Source organism: Gracilimonas sp. (assembly GCF_040218225.1).
Classification (GTDB): Bacteria; Bacteroidota; Rhodothermia; order Balneolales; family Balneolaceae; genus Gracilimonas.
Genome location: NZ_JAVJQO010000004.1, coordinates 93062 through 109948 on the forward strand (window position 1 = coordinate 93062; position 16887 = coordinate 109948).

Below are 16887 nucleotides of genomic sequence, written 5' to 3' on the forward strand. Positions count from 1 at the left end.
GACGATTGAAATCCGAAAAAAGGTGTAAAATCACATGTTTTAATTACGACCCTTCTTAGTTTGATTGGCTTCCGTGTGTTTCTTGAAGTTATTCAGAATGACCTGCCACCCCTCCCTTTGCATCTCAATTGAGTTTTCAGATTCCGCGTCAAAAACGGTAGTTACTTTAGTTTCACCATCCTGATTCTCAAAATCTGTAACCACTTTCCGGCCGTCGTCGAGGGTATATACGATTTTCTTTTTGTTGATTATCTCATCGTAAGTAGCTTTAAAATCAAAGCCAAAACTGCCATCTTTGGCCTCCATTCTTGCCTTATATCTGCCGCCGGGTTGCAGGTCATTCTCTGCACTTGGACAGTGCCAGTCATCGGAAGCAAAGTTCCAGTTTTTGATATGTTCGGGCAGCGTATAGCAGTCCCATGCCTTTTGGGTATCAGCTTTAACTATAGCTTTAATTGTGATTTTCATTTTATAAACGTTTGATTGTTGTTGCACTAAATTGGTTTTATGGACTTAACAGCACCATAATGGAGCTTAGTCTGCGAAAGTAATCATCCACCTGATGCCAAATTTATCTGTGAGCATTCCAAAATAATCGCCCCAGAACGCATCATGCATTTCCATATCAACTTCAGCTCCATCCGAAAGCCCTTCAAAAAAATGGTCAGCCTGAACCCTGCTGTCAGCCGAAATGCACAGGTAGAAGTTATTCCCCGTTTTTATTTTTTGCCCCATCGACTCAAGAGCATCGGTGGCCATAATCATGTTGTTTTCGCCAAAGGGCAGGGCAATGTGCATTACCTTATTCTTTTCGTCTTCGGAGAGCTTATCCGATTCCGGTGCATTGTTGAATCTGGAAATTCCGCCAATGAAATCTCCTCCAAAAATGGATTGGTAAAATTTAAAGGCTTCCTCAGTATTCCCCTGAAAATTCAGATAAGGATTGATCGTTGGCATAGATTTAGTTTTTGGGTTATTGGTTTTTAAAATTCAGTATCTGCTTTTCATTTTATTTCTATCACATAAGAGCTCAGTTCTTTTACTTTCGGGTTTTTAAACCCACTGAATTTATATACATCACAAAATGCATAGCTCTTTTTACTGTCCGGCATCTTCATGACTCCATCTACTGCAGCTGAGTCTCCATGTGTAATTATATTATTAATTTTGATCTGATACGCTTTCTCGCTTTTCATTTTTTCGAGTGCTTTTGTGAATTCTTCCTTGCCCTTCACCGAAAAATCACCAACGGCGATCCAGCTTATATCGTCCGTAACATTTTCAAGAATAAAGTTGATATCACTTTTGGCAAAAGCTTCGTTGAATTTTTTTAAAAACTTCCCTTTTTGTGTCATGGCAATACCTCCATTTGATGACCACAATTTTCAATAATTTCTTTGATTAGCACTTCTTTTACATCCTTGTGGCTTTCGATCCGCAATACTTTATCGCAATCATCCAGGTCAAAGCTGGAATCACTCTCCGGCAATTCTTCGCGGATCTTCCGAAGGACTTCTATGGCTAGCTCCCTGTTAACTACGTCGGTTTTATATACTTTGATATCGCTCATTCCTATTCTTCAATAATTGATAAAATATTCCCTGCCGGGTCTTTGAACCAAGCAATTAAAGGGCCGTTTTCACGCATAATTCCTTTTTCATCTGTAGCAATATCTCCTGAATACTGTTCAAAGATGATCCCTTTGTTAATGAGGACTTCCACGGCTTTTTCTATATCCTTAACAACAAAATTCAGGACCGTAAATACGGCAGGTTTATGTTCTTTTTCTTTTGGATATATAACAGCCCGCCCCCCACCTGACAAATCAATATTTAGAAATCCCATTTCGTCTTTCGTCACTTTCAACCCAAGTGTTTCGCTATAGAATTTGTAAGCTTCTTCAAGATCATCGACCGAAAAACTGCTGAATGTATTTTTGATATTAAACATATGCTCAGGTTTTAAGGTTATACTTCAACATTACGACTCCGCCAGGAAATACCCGGCTTTCTGTTAGTTTCAGATCTAATCTCTTATCAACCGGAAACATCGGTTTACCTCCGCCAATGGCTACAGGGTGAATGTATACCTGAAACTCATCAACCAGCCCGTGTTCAATAAATGTGGAAGCCAGATTTGCCCCTCCAACCGCCATATTGTTGCCGGGTTTATTTTTCAGCTTTTGGATTTCATCAGGATCGAATTCCCGGCGAAGCTCCGCATTACCTTTCACCTCTTCGAGTGTTTTTGAGAAGACAATGCGCTTGGTTTCTTGCCAAAACTTTGCATATTCAATTTCAAAATCGCTTAAATCTGGGTTTTGATCTGCTGTCAGCCAAAAATCCATCACCCCTGACATACGCCTTCCGTAGAAATTGACATCAAGGTTCTTTTCCATCTCATTAAAGTGCCTGTGTAGCTCTTCTCCGGGTTTGGTCCAGTCAATGTTGCCGTTTTCGTCCTCGATGTATCCATCGAGAGAAACCAGCTGGGCATAGATTATTTTTCTCATCTTTGTTGTTCTTTAAAATTTCAGTCTTTCCTTTTTAGGACATAGACCAAACAGTCATCTTCATTAAACCTGCGTTTTTCTACAAATTTGAAGCCCAGTCGTTCATAAAAGCGGTGGGCATCGGTATTACTTTCCAGTGGGTCAATCAGGATTGCTTCTACTCCTGGCTGTTCAAAGCAATGATTGATGGCCAGCCGCATCATTTCAGTTCCAAACCCTTTTCCAAGATCTGTTGCTTCTCCAATCCAGATATCGATGGCCCGAAAGCCGTCCTCTATTTCACCCCAATACTGCGATTCTTCATGAGCCGGATCGATAATCTGAATAAATCCAAGAGGCCTTCCATCCAGTTCGGCGATAAACATTTCGAGCCAATCTTCATCACGCTGTAGAGCCGTTTCCCACTCCCAGTCATCATTTGGGTCAGCAGCAATTACATGAGGCTGTTCATCCCAATGCTTCAGCAGAGGCAAATCATCCAGGTTTGCTTTTCTAAAGGTGATATGGGAAGAGACTTGGTTCATAAGAAATTATTCTCCGGCATTTTCATCCACTTCAAACAAGCCAAAAGTATTTCCTTCTGTATCGATGAAGTAGCCTTGCCAGCACGTTTTTGGGATGGCAAACTTCGGCATGGCAATCTGTCCGCCAAGCTGTAGTATCTTTTTAGCCTTTGCGTCAAAGTCATCAACTTCCATAGAACATACATAAGCATTGGTTCCACATTCCGGCGGCGGAGTATCGGCTGGCCGTTTTAGTAGTCCTCCTCTTGTACCGCCGGTTTCAATACTAAAATATTCCACGGGTACATGAGGGTTTTCTTTGAACTTCCACCCAAATACTTCAGCATAAAAATTAGAAGCTCGATTTAGGTCATCAGCTTGAATTTCGAAATATAAATGTGCCATTGTCTCGGACTTTTAGATGTTAGCTTTCCGACATTTTACTCATATCCATATACAACACGTTCCAGCGGTGGCCGTCCAAATCGGTGAAAGCGCAGCCGTACATCCAGCCTTGTATTTCTGAAGGCTTGGAAAAAACCGTTCCTCCGGCTTTCTCTACTTTTTGAGCAATCTCATCCACCTCTTCACGACTTTCAGCATCAAACGAAATCATCATTTCCGATGACTTAGAGGTATCTGTGATATTATGCTGAATAACATTTTTGAATGTGTTTTCGGTAATGAGCATCACAGGTACTTTCTTTTCACCGACCTTCATGGCCGCCATGTCTTCTCTTTCCCGTTCCTCATCAAATGAAAAACCAATCGTTTTAAAAAATGCTTTAGAATTTGGAATCTTTTTAACCGGAAGATTTAGCCATAGTTCTTTAGTCATTGTTCGTTCCTCTTTTTCTTGTTTGAATTTTCCTGAACTCTGAATTTCACAATTTTAGCTATCAGATCGAACGGAATGGGTTGGTCCAGCGGGAACCGCATCGAACCTTTCGCATGTTTATAATCCTTAATCTCGCTTTCAAATGCGCTAATACCAGACGGTGCCGGATAAAGTCCAATATGGTTTTTAAATGCTGCAAAATGCACAAGATTGCCATTCAGTTTAAACGTTGGCATCTGGTAACTAATAGCTTCTTCAGCATTCGGAGCTGCTTTACGGACCACTTCTCTGATCTTTTGAAGTTTTTGCTGTACTTCTTTAGGAAATGTTTCTATGTACTCATCAATAGATTGGAAATCAGTTTTTGCCATTGTCTTCCTTACGATTTCTTCTTTATAACCACATGCGTAGCCTTACCCGTAGCTACATGTTCAACACATTCATATCCCAGGGACTTCAAATTCATTCCTGAGAAAAGGTTTTCTCCTTTTCCTAAAAGCACCGGTGAAATTGCGATATGCATCTTATCAATCAACTTTGCATTCAGATACTGCCTGATGGTATGTACGCCACCTCCTACCCGAACGTCTTTACCTTTTGCCGCTTCAAAAGCTTGTTCAAGTGCCGCATGAATACCTTCGGTAACAAAGTAAAATACCGTCCCGCCTTCCATTTCAATGGGCTTCCGTTTGTGGTGTGTTAACACAAATACCGGCACCTGATAGGGAGGATTATCTCCCCACCAGCCTTTCCACTCATCATCCAGCCATGGGCCGCGTATGGGACCAAACATATTGCGTCCTAAGATCCAGGCTCCGATATTTTCAAACCCTCGTGAAGCGAAATCATCGTCTACCCCGGTTTCGCCATTTCCCCCTTCACCATGCATGGATTGAAACGTTTTTGTGGGGAAAAACCACTGATGAAGGTCTTCTCCCCCCACTCCCAGCGGATTCTCTAAGCTTTGATCAGGACCTGCTCCAAAACCATCTATTGATATGGAAAAACTTTCTACCCGTAATTTTTGCATCCGACTGTTTCTTTAATTTTTGAATCTTTAGATACTGAAGTATAAAATTTAGCTGCTTCTTCGGCCTGACTGTCAAACCAAAAACACGTTCTTATTTTACTCATCTGAACATCTATTGTTTAAATATCAATGTTTGAACTTATTATGACTATTTTTACTCATAGCTCATCGGAGCTTTATTAAATCCCCTTCTCATGATACTTATTTGTCCAATATGATATCCTATATGATGATTCACAAAAGCCCACAAATCCAATACTGTTTCTGCAACCTGGCTAAAAGGCTCTTCCGGCACTTTAGCTAAATCATTCTTATCAAGTTTGGCAAGTCCTTTTCGGGTTAACTCATACAAAGCATTCCATTCACTTTTAATCTCTTCAATATCCGGGTATTCAAAATTGTCTTTAGCGGCAGACTGCCCCATCACTGCAAAAAGCTCATTCCACTTTACCTCCGGATTTACACCAGCTATTTGTGCCAAGGCATATTGTGAGTTCAATAGATGACCTGCCAAATATTTTACATGATTCATTTTTGGATATCCGTCAAGCCGGGAATTTGTCTCAGCATCAGAAAAACCCTTCAGCACATTATTGAATAACTGCTGATGTAAATCGAATTGTATAAGTAGTGCTTTTTGCATAATAAATACAGAATTTAATTGTCGATGGAAACTTTGTAAGAAACTGAGCCGCATCGACTTTTCAGAACATAATGCCTGAAAACCAATGTTACCCTGTGTAATTACGGCAATCTTGCAGGTTGATTGCGACATCCGGTTTTAATTACTTATCAAAAGCAGTACATAAATGATCATTCTTATTGACCAACTTTAATTTATAAGCCATGAAGCACGTTTCTATTCTTATCCCAAAAGGGCATACCAGCATTGTTAATATTGGCGGGACTCACCAGATTTTAAATATGGTAAACGGCATGCTCCAGGAAAAAGGCAGACCGCCCGTATTTGATGTTCATATGGTTGGGTTGGAGAAAGAGGTTAAACAAACAACCGGTCTTTTTGCGATAAGCCCGGATTGCCTGTTGGAAGATGTGCTCAAAACAGATCTCATTATCATACCTGCTATTCATGATGATTTAGAGAAGGCTCTGAAACGAAATAAAGCATTTATTCCCTGGATTGTAGATCAGTATAAAAATGGAGCTGAGGTAGTCAGTTTCTGCGTAGGTGCTTTCTTTCTGGCAAAAACCGGATTACTGGACGGCAAACAATGCGCTACCCACTGGATGCATGCTGCCAACCTCCGGAAACTATTCCCAAAAGTGAAGGTGGTTGATGAAAAAATTATGACAGAAGAAGATGGAATTTATACCAGTGGCGGGGCTTATGCTTTTCTGAATCTTGTGCTGCATTTAATCGAGAAATATGCCGGAAGGGAAGCGGCTATATTTTCGTCTAAAGCTTTTTCTATTGATATCGACCGAAACAGCCAATCTCCCTTTATTATTTTTGAGGGACAAAAAGATCATACTGATGATAAAGTGAAAAAAGCGCAGAAATTCATTGAAGATCACTATGAAGAAATGATTCGTGTTGATGATCTCGCCGACCAATTTGCAATGAGTCGCCGAACACTGGAGCGCCGGTTTAAAAAAGCCACTTGCAACACTATCACCGAATATATACAGCGGGTAAAGGTAGAAGCCGCAAAGAAAAGCCTGGAATCGAGCCGAAAGAACGTGACAGAAGTGATGTATGATGTAGGCTATTCTGACACCAAATCATTCCGGGATTTATTTCGCCGAATCACCGGACTCACCCCCATCGAGTACCGCGATAAGTATAATCGGGATGCCGTAGCGGTTTAGTTTTGCTGAACTACTTTTTGAGAGTCAGACGACTTCTTCGTTTGCAAAAACAGTAACCTGAGTACTTGCTTTGGATTCATGGTATTTCCAATAATCAACCCCATGATTTTCAGCTGGGCGATATCTGTCATAGAAAGTAGGTTAACTAAAAAAGTCCTGTACGGTTATACAGGACTTTTTTTAGAACCTCACAAGTAAAATTGATCAGAAACTGTTAAGCATGGTTTCGGCATCGGTTCCAAAATCCATCAGCTCCAGTGAGGAAATCACTTCTTCACCTTCCATCGTTGATGATTTTACTACTCCGCCGGGAACTTCCTCCGAAGTTACTCTCCATAGTTTAAGTGAAATTTCGGGAGCTACGCCAAAGTCGATAAGATCGGTTGTAAATGTACCTTTGGGAACGTTCACCGAAACTCCGGTTTCAGCAACCGCACCTTCAATAGATTCCTTAGTTAGCTTTTGAGGCTGAGAATACCACCCTTCGGAAACAGGTTTTTCCTGTGGTTCAGAATCTCCCATTTTTTCGCGAAGCCGCACAATTTGCTGTCTTCCTTCCGAAAAAAGTACTTCTGCGATATAAACAGGCTCCTCTTCGTCTTTTTCAAACATCACGATTTGCCACCACTGCTGTCCGTTTTCCAGTTCTTTGAGAAATCCTTTCTTCATAATGGTTCCAACTTCGCCTTCTCCATCTGATACCTGCCATTGGGTCCAGCCACCTTCCGTATAGTCTTCAACTTCCAGCTCATAACCATATCCTGTGAACAAGTAGTTGAACATCATGGGATACATATTCACATTCATATTGATCCCAAAATTCAGAGAAGCCATTTGCACCTCACCGGTCAGACGAGCTGTTACCGTATTCCCGTTATCAGTCGGCATGGTTACGATCATATTATTCGGCATGTAGTTATCAGCATATACCGAGATATTGTGAATCCCCAGCGAGCCAAACCTGATTTTTGCTTTTCCATTGGCACCGGTTGTAGTTTGCCGGCCGTTGGATGCTTCCACCTGTGCTCCCTGAATAGGATTACCCTCCTGATCCAGCACTTCTACCGTCACTGAATTGATGGGCACTTTGTTCAGCATTTCTGCCCCCGGCATCATACAGCCTGAAATTACAAGCAATGATATCACGCTAAATATTCCCAAAACCCTTTTCATTTTTATCTCCTTTAGTTAGTTATTTAAGGGATATGTTCATAATAAATTGCGAAAAAAATAAGAAAAAAGGACCACCCACAGTCTGAATTCATAAAAAATAGTTCAGCTTTCTCCCTGTAAAAACAATCACTATAAAAAAAGCCTCACCAACTAAATGATGAGGCTTCAATATCTTAACCGAAATCAGCTGTTAATTATCGCCGTTTCCTTCGGTGTTATCCTGCTGCTGTTGCTGAGGAATAGCCGGAGCCGTTTGAGAAGGAGATTCAATAGGTGCATTTACACCCGGTCCGCCTTCCTGTAAAATACTCCGATCCACTTCTCCGCGATCAATCGCAAAGTTAGCCAGCACACAAAGTGCTAAAAATAGAGCTGCAAGTATTGATGTCGACTTCGATAGCAAGTCAGCTGTTCTTCGGGCGCCAAGTCCGCCACCTCCACCGAGGCCGCCTCCGCCACCCATTCCGGAAATTCCTTGTCCCTGACCTGGCTGCAGTAAAACAACCACGATTAACAGGAAGCAAATAACAGCAATAACTCCTACAATTATATTATAAAGCATGTAATTAGATTCTTATCTTTTTGAAGAGTGCAAAGATATCCATTTTTACATACTATCCCAAGCACGGAGATACCAAAAATAATTAAATAACGAGGATGCAAGAGTTCACAGACCAAATCGCCGAATTTATCGCAAGCTCACCAAGTCTTACCGTTCAGATTGTAGAAACGGTTGCCATCATCCTCATCCTTTGGGTTATCCGGTTAATAACGGTTCGTGTTATTCAGCGCAATGTAGAGAACAAAAAGAGTGTTTATAAGTGGCGCAAGAATATCACGTACATCGCTTTCTTTATTGGCCTTTTGATTGTAGGTCAGATTTGGTTTGATGCTCTCGGCTCCCTTGGCACGTTCCTGGGGCTGTTATCTGCGGGTATCGCTATTGCCCTGAAAGACCCGGTAACCGATATCGCCGCCTGGATGTTCTTAATCTGGAGAAAGCCTTTCGATATCGGCGATCGCATTCAGGTCGGGTCATCAAAAGGTGATGTAATCGATATCCGGGTGTTCAAATTCACCATACTGGAAATAGGAAATTGGGTAGATGCTGACCAAAGTACCGGCCGGGTCATTCATATTCCCAACCACAAAGTATTCACTGAAGACCTTGCTAACTACACCAGCGACTTCGAGTTCATCTGGAATGAGATGGGCGTGCTCGTAACCTTTGAGAGTGATTGGAAGAAAGCCAAGAAGATTTTGGAAGAAGTAGTTGATGAAAACATGCAGGAATTTGTGGAACAGGCACGGGAGGAAGTCAAAAAAGCCGAAAAATCCTATCTCATTCAGTATCGATACCTGACCCCTATTGTTTATACCAGCGTAAAAGACAGCGGAATCAACCTTTCCATTCGCTACTTATCGGACCCCAGAAAAAGAAGGGGTATTTCACAGGCTATTTGGGAATCTGTGCTGGATCGATTTGCAGAACACGACGATATCGACTTCGCCTACCCAACCATCCGCTACTACGACAACTCCACCGAAGGGAAGCCCGGAACTACTCCAGATAGCTAAACATGTCATTCCTGCGAAAGCAGGAATCTGGATGAAATTTTAAGTCAGTTTCTATATAAATATCCAGATCTCGAGCATACGCCGCGAGATGACAGTTTTTAACATTTTTAATTCTTCAGTCGTCATCAGCACCATCATAGTTGCGGAGTTTTGGGATTGGCTGCACCAGCTCTTTGGAGTTATTAGAAGGGTCATTCACTAATTCAGGTACTCTGAAAACCGACATATCCGGCAGCAAGTGATTTCCTGAAAACCCTTTTTCCAGCATTTCGGGAGCATCTCCGTTTAACCAACGGCCGTAGTCCTTTTCATCCAATATAACCGGCATCCGGTCATCCAATGGCTCAACCAGAGCATTCGCCGGCATAGTAATAACAGCATATGAATGAACCTTCCTTCCGTTTTTATTTTCAAATGAAGAGTAGATTCCAGCAAGACCTGTAACATCGGTAGTCAATACTCTTAAAAAAAATGGCAGCGGATCTTCCACCGTCTCTTTCCATTTATAAAACCCTGAAACCGGAATGATACATGGGGAATTTTCCACGAGTTTGTCCAGGTTTTCTTTTTCAGCAATCTCTTCCTGAGGTACTTCGAAAAATTCTTCATCAGTATTTTTTTGCTGAAGTCCCCATTCCGAACTTACCACTGTCCGACTCTCACCATCTTTGATAATGATAGGCATCGTAGTGCCGGGTATCACATTATAATTAGGATTAAAGAGGCTTTCAGCATCGGTATTGGCATCAAATGCTTCCTCAATGATAAATTTATCGGCTTCTAAAACATATCGTTTCATAAATCTATTATTTAGCTTGATTTATAGGGATAACGAAAAAAGTCTGAGGTATTGTTCATTTTTTTAACGCAGAGACGCAAAGGTTTCGCAGAGAGCACTGAGCCTTCTATGTTGACTCTTTCAGGAATAAATGCTTAAATCAGGAATGATAGAAAATGAATTATCAAAAATAATAATAGGAACTTGTATTGAAATTCATCGGGAGCTTGGGCCCGGGCTTTTGGAATCAGTTTATGAAGAGGTTTTGTTTTCTGAATTAAGTGAGAAGGGATTGCATGTTCAACGTCAGGTTTCAGTTCCGCTATTATATAAAGAGATACACTTTGAAACTGCTTACAGATTAGACCTGCTCGTAAATAACCGGGTTATCATGGAAATTAAGGCTGCAGAAAGCTTAGCTCCGGTCCATTATTCACAATTACTCACTTATTTAAAACTATCGAATAAAAAAACTGGGCTTGCTCATAAACTTCAATGTGAAGCTCTTAAAGGAAGGTATCCATCGAGTGGTAAACAAACTATAAACTCTGCGAGCTTTGCGATACCTCCGCGTTCTTTGCGATCTCCTTTGAGAGTCTCTCCGCGCCCTCTGCGTTTAATACACACTTTTTTTATTACCTTCCTCCAAAACATACATCAACCATTGCCCATGCAAAATCCATTTTTTAATTCGGAAGAAAACAGGCTTCGGTCTTTATTTCGGGTACTCCTGTTCATCTTCTTATTTGTTTTTATGATGGTAATTCCATCCCTGATCCCCTACACGGCTCTGGATTACATAGGCAGATCCGTACTCACCCTTGGGCTGTTCTACATCATGTTCCGCTATGTTGATGGACGTTCCTGGACTTTTTCAGGCTTAATTATTGACAGAACATGGCTCAAAGAGTGCGTAGCCGGAATAGTAATTGCTGGTGGCGTGATGGGGCTAATTTTCTTCACCGAATGGCAAACGGACGGACTGGAAATAACCGGCTTTAGCTGGGACCGCAGCGGAGAAACATTTTGGCTGATTTCCCTGCTTGTCTTTTTTGTACAAATGGCTTCCGTAGGTTTTTATGAGGAAGTAATGGCCCGGGGATATTTGTTGCCAAATATTACAGAGGGATTCACACTGGGCAGTATCACTCCTCAAAAAGTCGCCATCATAGCCATTGTCATTAGTTCAGCTATTTTTGGGCTTGGTCATGCCGGAAACCCCAATGCAAACATAACCGCAGTTGTGAACATCGTTTTGGCTGGGGTGATGCTGGCCGTGCCCTTCATTATTACTGGTCGTTTAGCGTTCTCCATTGGCATTCACTTTTCATGGAATTTTTTCCAGGGCGGAATATTCGGCTTTCGGGTAAGCGGCACAGAAGTGCGGAACTCACTGGTTCAGATTCAGCAGGGCGGGCCAGATTGGTGGACGGGGGGCTCCTTCGGTCCCGAAGCCGGGCTGATTGGAGTGTTGGGCATCCTCTTAATTTTGGGCTTAACGCTGTTTTACCTGAAACAAACAGGCGTTAAAATGACCTATGCAGAATTATTTTCGAACACCTTTACAGAACAAAAGAGAATGAAAGAAATAGCCGAAGATTCTAATTTGGAACCGAAGTAAGTCCCTTTAGATTAGAATTTACCCCTTAGGCAATACAACCTTATCCTTCCAAACAAAATGACGCAACGCGGCATCGCCCCGCTCTCGGGGCGAAGAAAATGTGCGAACAAGCCTTGTCATCCCGAAGGAAAGAGCGTAGCGAATGACTGAGGGATCTCTATGATTCGCGAATGATCGAAAGACCGAACGACCGATTTGCGATTTGGTTTTCTACGACCATAACCACGATCACCCACCATAAAGGGTTGAAACCCATTCGCTTGTGTAAAGGAACACAATATACCCTCATCACATGTCATCCCGGGCCTGCCTTTGCCGCAGGCAGGCGAAGTGCATACGAAGATCCGGGATTTCCCTTGCACGGCGACCAAGTAACCAAGGAGTCCTCTTTCCCTGCGGTGGTTGCCCCACACAAAACCTTAATGCTGGCGCGCCGGAGGGAAAGAGACAGAGATAGGGTCCGACAGCTAAGGATAACATTGCCTATTCAGCACATTTCGTTCACTCCACTACTGCTTTCAACGTGAAATGAGCAATGCGAATAACTAAGGGATCTCTATGATTTGCGAAGATTTCAACATTCAGTGTTGAATGTTCTTTAATCAATGTTCTAAGCCAATGTTCAAAATCTCTGAGCTTCATGTACATTTTTTGTATATTGGAAAGTCTTTTAGTTAAAGACATGATCTTTGAAAATTGAACTATAACGCCAAAATTGAAAGAGGTGTAACCATTGTCTTTTGAAGAATTTGGCCTTAGCCCCGAACTATTGAGTGGGCTGGCCGACGTACGAATTGAAAAACCCACACCTCTCCAAACTGAAGTTATTCCACCGGCACTACAAGGCAGACATATGCTTGTAAAACATGAAGCCGGTGATGACGGTGTATTTTTGATACCTGCTTTGCAAAAGCTGACAAGCAACGGAGAGGTTTCTGGCATACGAGTTTTAATACTAACACCATCTATTGAGCGAGTTAAGGAAATAGACGAAACGGTTTGGGCCATGGGCTACCATGCTCAAATTAGTAGCGCAGCACTTTCCATGAAAGGAATTCGCACTGCTCAGGAAGAAGCAATAAAAGATGGAGCACCGGTTGTGGTAGCTAACCCCGGCCGGCTGATTGAAATACTGGATAAAAATAAGCTTAAGCTTCCCAAAGTGGATCTCGTCATTATTGATGAAGCCCACGGCATGGAAAACTATAACCTGGTGAGCCGGGTGAAGGACATCATGCAGCTAACGGAGGGCGAACCACAGACCCTTATTTTTTCCAAATCCAATAACAAAGCTACCCAACAGCTTACTTCAGCCCTGCTGAAAGATCCCGTTGTGCACGGCTTTGATGCCTCTAATGTTGAGGATGCAAAACCCGAGGCTTCTTCCGACCAAAAAGCTGATGACAAAGAAGAAGAATCTGAAAAAGAGAATTCAACTTCAGAGCAGAAACAGGAAGATTTCGAGCTGAATCAGGAAGAAGTGAACCGCAAGCTTGCCGAAGCCAGTGTAAGTGTAGTGCTCAACCCGGAAGAAAATAAAGAGGAAGAAGAGAAACAGGATAAAAAAGAAGCCAAAGCTGAAGCTGAAGCTCAGAATGAAGAAGAGCCTGCTGTTCCTGAAGACCTGACCCAGGCGTATATTTACGTTCCTCCCAGAGCAAAAATATCAACTCTGCTGGCCCATCTTGAAGATACACTGACCGACAAGATCGTGGTTTTTGCTGCTTCCAAGCGCACCACCGACCGCCTGTTCCGCATTATCCGCAAGAAAGGATGGGGTGTGGTTAGCATCAACGAAGGACTGAAGCAGGAATATTATGACGAACGCTTTGGTAAGTTTACTTCCGGCGACATGAAGATTCTGCTGGTTGGCGGACTTTCAGCCACTGAAGTAGAACTCAATGAAGTGAAGCAGGTCATTAATTATGACGTGCCGAACGAAGTGGAAGAGTATAAGTATCGCGCGGAGCTGGTTGGAAATGGAAAAGCCGCCCGAATGGTGTCGCTGGTATCCAAAATGGATAAAGACGACATCGACGAAATTGTGAAGAAAGTAGGTTACGCGCCCACTGAAATCCCGCTTCCTGAAGAAGTGAAGGAGAAAAAAGGCCGTGGTAAAAAGTCTGACAAATCTGATAAAAAAGACAAAAGCTCGAAGAAAAAGAGCAAGAGTAATAACAATAAAAAGAACGACGACCGCGACCGAAAGCGCCGCCAAAAGCCGAAAGAGAAGCAATCCTCCAACGGTCTGCCACGACCAAGTTATGACGGGCTTTCCGGTGGAAAAGAAGGCGATAAAAACGGCAAACGACCAAACCCGGGCAAATCTGACGGAGCCTTCGGCTGGATTAAGAAGCTGTTTGATTAATTAAGCTTCTTCCGTTTATCTAAACTCATTTAAGGCGTATCTGTTCATTCAGATGCGCCTTTTTTTTATGGCACAACGCACCATCGCCCTGCCCGGGGCGTACGAGATTCAACCACTGGTAATGTCATCCTGAGGAATGAGCGTAGCGAATGACGAAGGATCTCTTTATCATGTTTGGTATCCATGACACCAAGATCCTTCACTCCGCATGCGCTGCGTTCAGGATGACAGGGGTATTGGTATACAATCTTAGCCACCTTTCAGGCAGGCATTACTTTGCAAGTAATTTAGGATACAGGTCTTCCCAGTCTGGATTGATGGACTCGATGAGTTTGATCTTCTTCTCCCGTCTCCAGCCTTTGATTTCTTTTTCCCGGATGATCGCATCTTGTACCCACTGGAATTCTTCGAACCAAACCAATCGATTAGCATTGTATTTTGCAGAAAACCCTTTAAACACTTTCTCTTTATGCTGATTGGTTCGGATAATCAGATTATTGGTCATCCCAGTATATAAGACTCCTCTTTTTCGGTTTGTGGTGATATAGGTAAAATATGTTTTCATACATAGTAAGAGCAGGAATGAACCCATTCCTTACAAAAAATGACGCACAACGCACCATCGCCCCGTCCGGGGCGTAAGATGATTCAACCCCAGTAATGTCATCCTGAGGAATGAGCGTAGCGAATGACGAAGGATCTCTTTATCATGTTTGGTATCCATGACACCAAGATCCTTCACTCCGCATGCGCTACGTTCAGGATGACAGGAGTGTTGGTAGCATCCTTAGCCGTCCTGCGGACGGGCATTACCGTTCTGGTAATTCTACATTCCATGTTCTTTATTGAATGTTCGATGTTCTATCGGTACCATCCATAGCGATATTCATCAAATGGAATACCTATGAGTAATGATTTTGCCGGAACCAAAGAAAAGTGGAAAGACCCCAAAACGCGTCGTAAAATAGGCGTTGGGGCGTTTATCGTTTTAATTATCGCCGGAGTGTATGCCGGGATGAACCAGATCTTTCCCGAGCAAAACGGTCACTATGGGTTTTGGTCTGTCATGCCACCGCTGGTCGCCATCGTTTTGGCTTTTTATACCCGCGAGGTTGTGAGTTCTTTATTTATCGGGATTTGTTTGGGTGGAGTGATTTCCGGGAACCTCAATATCGTACAGGACTTCCTGATTCCTTCTGTAGGTACCGAAAGTTTTGCCCTCATCATCATTGTATACCTGTGGGCTTTGGGAGGGTTGATCGGTATCTGGACACGGACCGGAGGGGCCGAAAAGTTTGCCGTCTGGGCGAGTAAGAAAATGGTGCGCGGACCTCAAACCGCCAAATTCTTCACCTGGCTGATGGGACTTATCTTTCACCAGGGAGGCACCATCAGTACGGTATTGACCGGAGCCACCGTTCGTCCCGTTGCCGACAAACACAAGGTATCGCACGAAGAACTGGCCTATATGGTTGACTCCACTGCCTCTCCAGCCGCCACGCTGATTCCTTTTAACGTGTGGCCGTTTTATGTAGGCGGATTGATCATCGGCACCCTGCCCTTTTTGGAAACCACACAACAAAGCATTGCCTTCTTCTTCTCGGCTCTGCCCTATAATTTTTATGCGATTTTTGCCATCGTACTAACTCTCGCTTTTGCCTGGGATAAATTCCCATTTGTACCCGGAAAGAAAATGAGAGCCGCTATCAAACGCGCCCGGGCCGGAAAAGGACTGGATCGCGATGGAGCCACGCCCATGGCCGCCGATGAACTCACCAAAAATGCCGTTCCCGAAGACTATAACCCCGGACTCATTGATTTCTTTGGACCGATTGGAACCTTGCTGGGTGTAGCTATTATTCCTTACGTGGTAACCTATTTCTTTCTGGATATGGGCGAAAACTCCTCGCTACTAATTGCCGAAGCGTTTGTACTGGCGGTATTAGTCGGATTTGGGATTGCCTTAGCCAAAGGCATGAACCTGCAGGAAGTGATCAATGGCTTTATTGACGGCTGTAAAGGCGTAACCATCGGGGCGATTATCCTGGCGCTGGCCGTCACCCTTAAAGAGGTAGCCGATGCCGTTGGAACGGCCGCTTATGTAGTCGATACCGTCGGCGATGTAATTCCAGCCTTCCTCCTTCCCGGATTACTAATGATTTTATGTATGCTGATTGCTTTTTCTACCGGGACATCATGGGGAACCTATGCGGTTGTATTTCCGGTCGCCATTCCTCTGGCCTGGGCCGTAGTTCCGGACGTCTTTTTCCTCACCCTTTGCTTTTCAGCGGTGATTGGAGGTTCGGTATTTGGAGACCAGTGTTCTCCTATTTCAGATACCACCATCCTCTCCTCCCTGGCCACCGGCTGTGATTTAATGGATCACGTTCAAACCCAGTTTCCACTGGCCATGCTAGCCGGAACGCTGGCCGTTATAGCCTATGCCGGTATGGTGCTGATATTTGTGTAAGAGAATATGACGCCACCAGCGTCATCGCCGGGCTTGCACGGCGCCAGAGATGTACAAATAAGCCTGTCATCCTGAGGAATGAGCAAAGCGAATGACGAAGGATCTCCTTGATTTGCGAATGATCGATAGACAGATGACCAATTTGTGATCTGGTTTTCTACAATCATAGCCATGATCAACCACCGA

General features: G+C 43.3%; 24 protein-coding genes and 1 pseudogene. 6 read left to right on the plus strand and 19 right to left on the minus strand.

What is annotated here, in order from left to right:
- Positions 1-39: 39 nt before the first annotated feature.
- The 13 genes from RIB15_RS04370 to RIB15_RS04430 form a co-directional block, all read right to left on the minus strand.
- The gene (locus RIB15_RS04370; protein WP_350200933.1) at positions 40-468 is read right to left on the minus strand and encodes an SRPBCC family protein; all 429 of its coding nucleotides are present in this window, start codon (positions 466-468) and stop codon (positions 40-42) included.
- Between the two features lie 66 nt (positions 469-534).
- Entirely contained in the window at positions 535-957 is a 423-nt protein-coding gene (locus tag RIB15_RS04375) for a VOC family protein (protein WP_350200934.1), read from the minus strand.
- A 47-nt stretch (positions 958-1004) separates the two neighbouring features.
- On the minus strand, positions 1005-1355 hold the full coding sequence (locus RIB15_RS04380; RefSeq protein ID WP_350200935.1) for a nuclear transport factor 2 family protein: 351 nt from the start codon (positions 1353-1355) through the stop codon (positions 1005-1007).
- Positions 1352-1570 (minus strand): hypothetical protein, encoded by a 219-nt coding sequence (locus RIB15_RS04385; RefSeq protein WP_350200936.1) that lies wholly within the window; start codon positions 1568-1570, stop codon positions 1352-1354. The genes RIB15_RS04380 and RIB15_RS04385 overlap by 4 nt, the downstream gene beginning before the upstream one ends.
- Positions 1571-1572: 2 nt before the next feature.
- A complete protein-coding gene (locus tag RIB15_RS04390; RefSeq protein ID WP_350200937.1) occupies positions 1573-1950 on the minus strand; it encodes a VOC family protein in 378 nt (125 codons plus the stop codon).
- A gap of 4 nt (positions 1951-1954) precedes the next feature.
- Entirely contained in the window at positions 1955-2512 is a 558-nt protein-coding gene (locus tag RIB15_RS04395) for a dihydrofolate reductase family protein (protein WP_350200938.1), read from the minus strand.
- Positions 2513-2532: 20 nt separating this feature from the next.
- A complete protein-coding gene (locus RIB15_RS04400) occupies positions 2533-3036 on the minus strand; it encodes a GNAT family N-acetyltransferase (RefSeq protein WP_350200939.1) in 504 nt (167 codons plus the stop codon).
- Positions 3037-3042: 6 nt separating this feature from the next.
- On the minus strand, positions 3043-3420 hold the full coding sequence (locus tag RIB15_RS04405; protein ID WP_350200940.1) for a VOC family protein: 378 nt from the start codon (positions 3418-3420) through the stop codon (positions 3043-3045).
- A gap of 19 nt (positions 3421-3439) precedes the next feature.
- On the minus strand, positions 3440-3853 hold the full coding sequence (locus tag RIB15_RS04410; RefSeq protein ID WP_350200941.1) for a VOC family protein: 414 nt from the start codon (positions 3851-3853) through the stop codon (positions 3440-3442).
- Positions 3850-4224, minus strand: coding sequence for an iron chaperone (locus tag RIB15_RS04415; RefSeq protein ID WP_350200942.1), 375 nt, complete (start codon positions 4222-4224; stop codon positions 3850-3852). The genes RIB15_RS04410 and RIB15_RS04415 overlap by 4 nt, the downstream gene beginning before the upstream one ends.
- An 8-nt stretch (positions 4225-4232) precedes the next feature.
- Positions 4233-4883, minus strand: a complete 651-nt coding sequence (locus tag RIB15_RS04420; RefSeq protein WP_350200943.1) for a dihydrofolate reductase family protein — start codon at positions 4881-4883, stop codon at positions 4233-4235.
- Positions 4865-4987 carry a VOC family protein gene (locus RIB15_RS04425; RefSeq protein ID WP_350200944.1) on the minus strand — a complete coding sequence of 41 codons (123 nt, stop codon included), beginning with the start codon at positions 4985-4987 and terminating at the stop codon, positions 4865-4867. Before RIB15_RS04425 ends, RIB15_RS04420 begins: the two co-directional genes overlap by 19 nt.
- Before the next feature lie 50 nt (positions 4988-5037).
- Positions 5038-5526, minus strand: a complete 489-nt coding sequence (locus tag RIB15_RS04430; RefSeq protein ID WP_350200945.1) for a DinB family protein — start codon at positions 5524-5526, stop codon at positions 5038-5040.
- A 203-nt stretch (positions 5527-5729) separates the two neighbouring features.
- Here RIB15_RS04430 and RIB15_RS04435 point away from each other — a divergent pair, with 203 nt between their 5' ends.
- Complete coding sequence (locus RIB15_RS04435) at positions 5730-6713, plus strand: GlxA family transcriptional regulator (RefSeq protein WP_350200946.1); 984 nt, start codon at positions 5730-5732, stop codon at positions 6711-6713.
- Here RIB15_RS04435 and RIB15_RS04440 read toward each other — a convergent pair.
- From RIB15_RS04440 to secG, 3 genes are all read right to left on the minus strand, one after another.
- Entirely contained in the window at positions 6710-6844 is a 135-nt protein-coding gene (locus RIB15_RS04440; protein WP_350200947.1) for a hypothetical protein, read from the minus strand. The two genes, RIB15_RS04435 and RIB15_RS04440, sit on opposite strands and share 4 nt — an antisense overlap.
- 73 nt (positions 6845-6917) lie before the next feature.
- Entirely contained in the window at positions 6918-7886 is a 969-nt protein-coding gene (locus RIB15_RS04445; RefSeq protein ID WP_350200948.1) for an Ig-like domain-containing protein, read from the minus strand.
- A gap of 190 nt (positions 7887-8076) precedes the next feature.
- Positions 8077-8448, minus strand: coding sequence for a preprotein translocase subunit SecG (gene secG / locus RIB15_RS04450; RefSeq protein ID WP_350200949.1), 372 nt, complete (start codon positions 8446-8448; stop codon positions 8077-8079).
- Between the two features lie 95 nt (positions 8449-8543).
- Between secG and RIB15_RS04455 the strand changes: the two genes are divergently transcribed.
- Positions 8544-9464, plus strand: a complete 921-nt coding sequence (locus RIB15_RS04455; RefSeq protein WP_350200950.1) for a mechanosensitive ion channel family protein — start codon at positions 8544-8546, stop codon at positions 9462-9464.
- 115 nt (positions 9465-9579) lie between these two features.
- On the opposite strand, the gene RIB15_RS04460 is transcribed toward RIB15_RS04455, so the two are convergent.
- Entirely contained in the window at positions 9580-10263 is a 684-nt protein-coding gene (locus RIB15_RS04460) for an SOS response-associated peptidase (RefSeq protein ID WP_350200951.1), read from the minus strand.
- A gap of 145 nt (positions 10264-10408) precedes the next feature.
- On the opposite strand from RIB15_RS04460, the pseudogene RIB15_RS04465 reads away from it, so the two are divergent.
- The 3 genes and pseudogenes from RIB15_RS04465 to RIB15_RS04475 all read left to right on the plus strand — a co-directional run bounded on the left by RIB15_RS04465 (position 10409) and on the right by RIB15_RS04475 (position 14231).
- Positions 10409-10787: pseudogene (locus RIB15_RS04465) on the plus strand (GxxExxY protein).
- A 125-nt stretch (positions 10788-10912) separates the two neighbouring features.
- Positions 10913-11863, plus strand: a complete 951-nt coding sequence (locus RIB15_RS04470; RefSeq protein WP_350200952.1) for a CPBP family intramembrane glutamic endopeptidase — start codon at positions 10913-10915, stop codon at positions 11861-11863.
- Positions 11864-12596: 733 nt separating this feature from the next.
- Positions 12597-14231 (plus strand): DEAD/DEAH box helicase, encoded by a 1635-nt coding sequence (locus tag RIB15_RS04475; RefSeq protein ID WP_350200953.1) that lies wholly within the window; start codon positions 12597-12599, stop codon positions 14229-14231.
- A gap of 271 nt (positions 14232-14502) precedes the next feature.
- Here the strand turns inward: RIB15_RS04475 and RIB15_RS04480 are convergent, their stop codons facing one another.
- Complete coding sequence (locus RIB15_RS04480) at positions 14503-14796, minus strand: GIY-YIG nuclease family protein (protein WP_350200954.1); 294 nt, start codon at positions 14794-14796, stop codon at positions 14503-14505.
- 339 nt (positions 14797-15135) lie between these two features.
- Here RIB15_RS04480 and RIB15_RS04485 point away from each other — a divergent pair, with 339 nt between their 5' ends.
- Positions 15136-16701, plus strand: a complete 1566-nt coding sequence (locus tag RIB15_RS04485; protein ID WP_350200955.1) for a Na+/H+ antiporter NhaC family protein — start codon at positions 15136-15138, stop codon at positions 16699-16701.
- Here the strand turns inward: RIB15_RS04485 and RIB15_RS04490 are convergent.
- A complete protein-coding gene (locus tag RIB15_RS04490) occupies positions 16671-16874 on the minus strand; it encodes a hypothetical protein (protein ID WP_350200956.1) in 204 nt (67 codons plus the stop codon). The genes RIB15_RS04485 and RIB15_RS04490 overlap by 31 nt on opposite strands.
- Positions 16875-16887 lie beyond the last annotated feature (13 nt).

Coding starts and splice junctions, on each gene's coding strand:
- RIB15_RS04460 (WP_350200951.1), bottom strand. CDS start 10,263: ATGAAACGATATGTTTTAGAAGCCGATAAATTTATCATTGAGGAAGCA.
- RIB15_RS04380 (WP_350200935.1), bottom strand. CDS start 1,355: ATGACACAAAAAGGGAAGTTTTTAAAAAAATTCAACGAAGCTTTTGCC.
- RIB15_RS04370 (WP_350200933.1), bottom strand. CDS start 468: ATGAAAATCACAATTAAAGCTATAGTTAAAGCTGATACCCAAAAGGCA.
- RIB15_RS04470 (WP_350200952.1), top strand. CDS start 10,913: ATGCAAAATCCATTTTTTAATTCGGAAGAAAACAGGCTTCGGTCTTTA.
- RIB15_RS04415 (WP_350200942.1), bottom strand. CDS start 4,224: ATGGCAAAAACTGATTTCCAATCTATTGATGAGTACATAGAAACATTT.
- RIB15_RS04395 (WP_350200938.1), bottom strand. CDS start 2,512: ATGAGAAAAATAATCTATGCCCAGCTGGTTTCTCTCGATGGATACATC.
- RIB15_RS04445 (WP_350200948.1), bottom strand. CDS start 7,886: ATGAAAAGGGTTTTGGGAATATTTAGCGTGATATCATTGCTTGTAATT.
- RIB15_RS04490 (WP_350200956.1), bottom strand. CDS start 16,874: ATGGCTATGATTGTAGAAAACCAGATCACAAATTGGTCATCTGTCTAT.
- RIB15_RS04440 (WP_350200947.1), bottom strand. CDS start 6,844: ATGACAGATATCGCCCAGCTGAAAATCATGGGGTTGATTATTGGAAAT.
- RIB15_RS04480 (WP_350200954.1), bottom strand. CDS start 14,796: ATGAAAACATATTTTACCTATATCACCACAAACCGAAAAAGAGGAGTC.
- RIB15_RS04385 (WP_350200936.1), bottom strand. CDS start 1,570: ATGAGCGATATCAAAGTATATAAAACCGACGTAGTTAACAGGGAGCTA.
- RIB15_RS04400 (WP_350200939.1), bottom strand. CDS start 3,036: ATGAACCAAGTCTCTTCCCATATCACCTTTAGAAAAGCAAACCTGGAT.
- RIB15_RS04425 (WP_350200944.1), bottom strand. CDS start 4,987: ATGAGTAAAATAAGAACGTGTTTTTGGTTTGACAGTCAGGCCGAAGAA.
- RIB15_RS04455 (WP_350200950.1), top strand. CDS start 8,544: ATGCAAGAGTTCACAGACCAAATCGCCGAATTTATCGCAAGCTCACCA.
- RIB15_RS04430 (WP_350200945.1), bottom strand. CDS start 5,526: ATGCAAAAAGCACTACTTATACAATTCGATTTACATCAGCAGTTATTC.
- RIB15_RS04485 (WP_350200955.1), top strand. CDS start 15,136: ATGAGTAATGATTTTGCCGGAACCAAAGAAAAGTGGAAAGACCCCAAA.
- RIB15_RS04410 (WP_350200941.1), bottom strand. CDS start 3,853: ATGACTAAAGAACTATGGCTAAATCTTCCGGTTAAAAAGATTCCAAAT.
- RIB15_RS04390 (WP_350200937.1), bottom strand. CDS start 1,950: ATGTTTAATATCAAAAATACATTCAGCAGTTTTTCGGTCGATGATCTT.
- secG (WP_350200949.1), bottom strand. CDS start 8,448: ATGCTTTATAATATAATTGTAGGAGTTATTGCTGTTATTTGCTTCCTG.
- RIB15_RS04405 (WP_350200940.1), bottom strand. CDS start 3,420: ATGGCACATTTATATTTCGAAATTCAAGCTGATGACCTAAATCGAGCT.
- RIB15_RS04375 (WP_350200934.1), bottom strand. CDS start 957: ATGCCAACGATCAATCCTTATCTGAATTTTCAGGGGAATACTGAGGAA.
- RIB15_RS04435 (WP_350200946.1), top strand. CDS start 5,730: ATGAAGCACGTTTCTATTCTTATCCCAAAAGGGCATACCAGCATTGTT.
- RIB15_RS04420 (WP_350200943.1), bottom strand. CDS start 4,883: ATGCAAAAATTACGGGTAGAAAGTTTTTCCATATCAATAGATGGTTTT.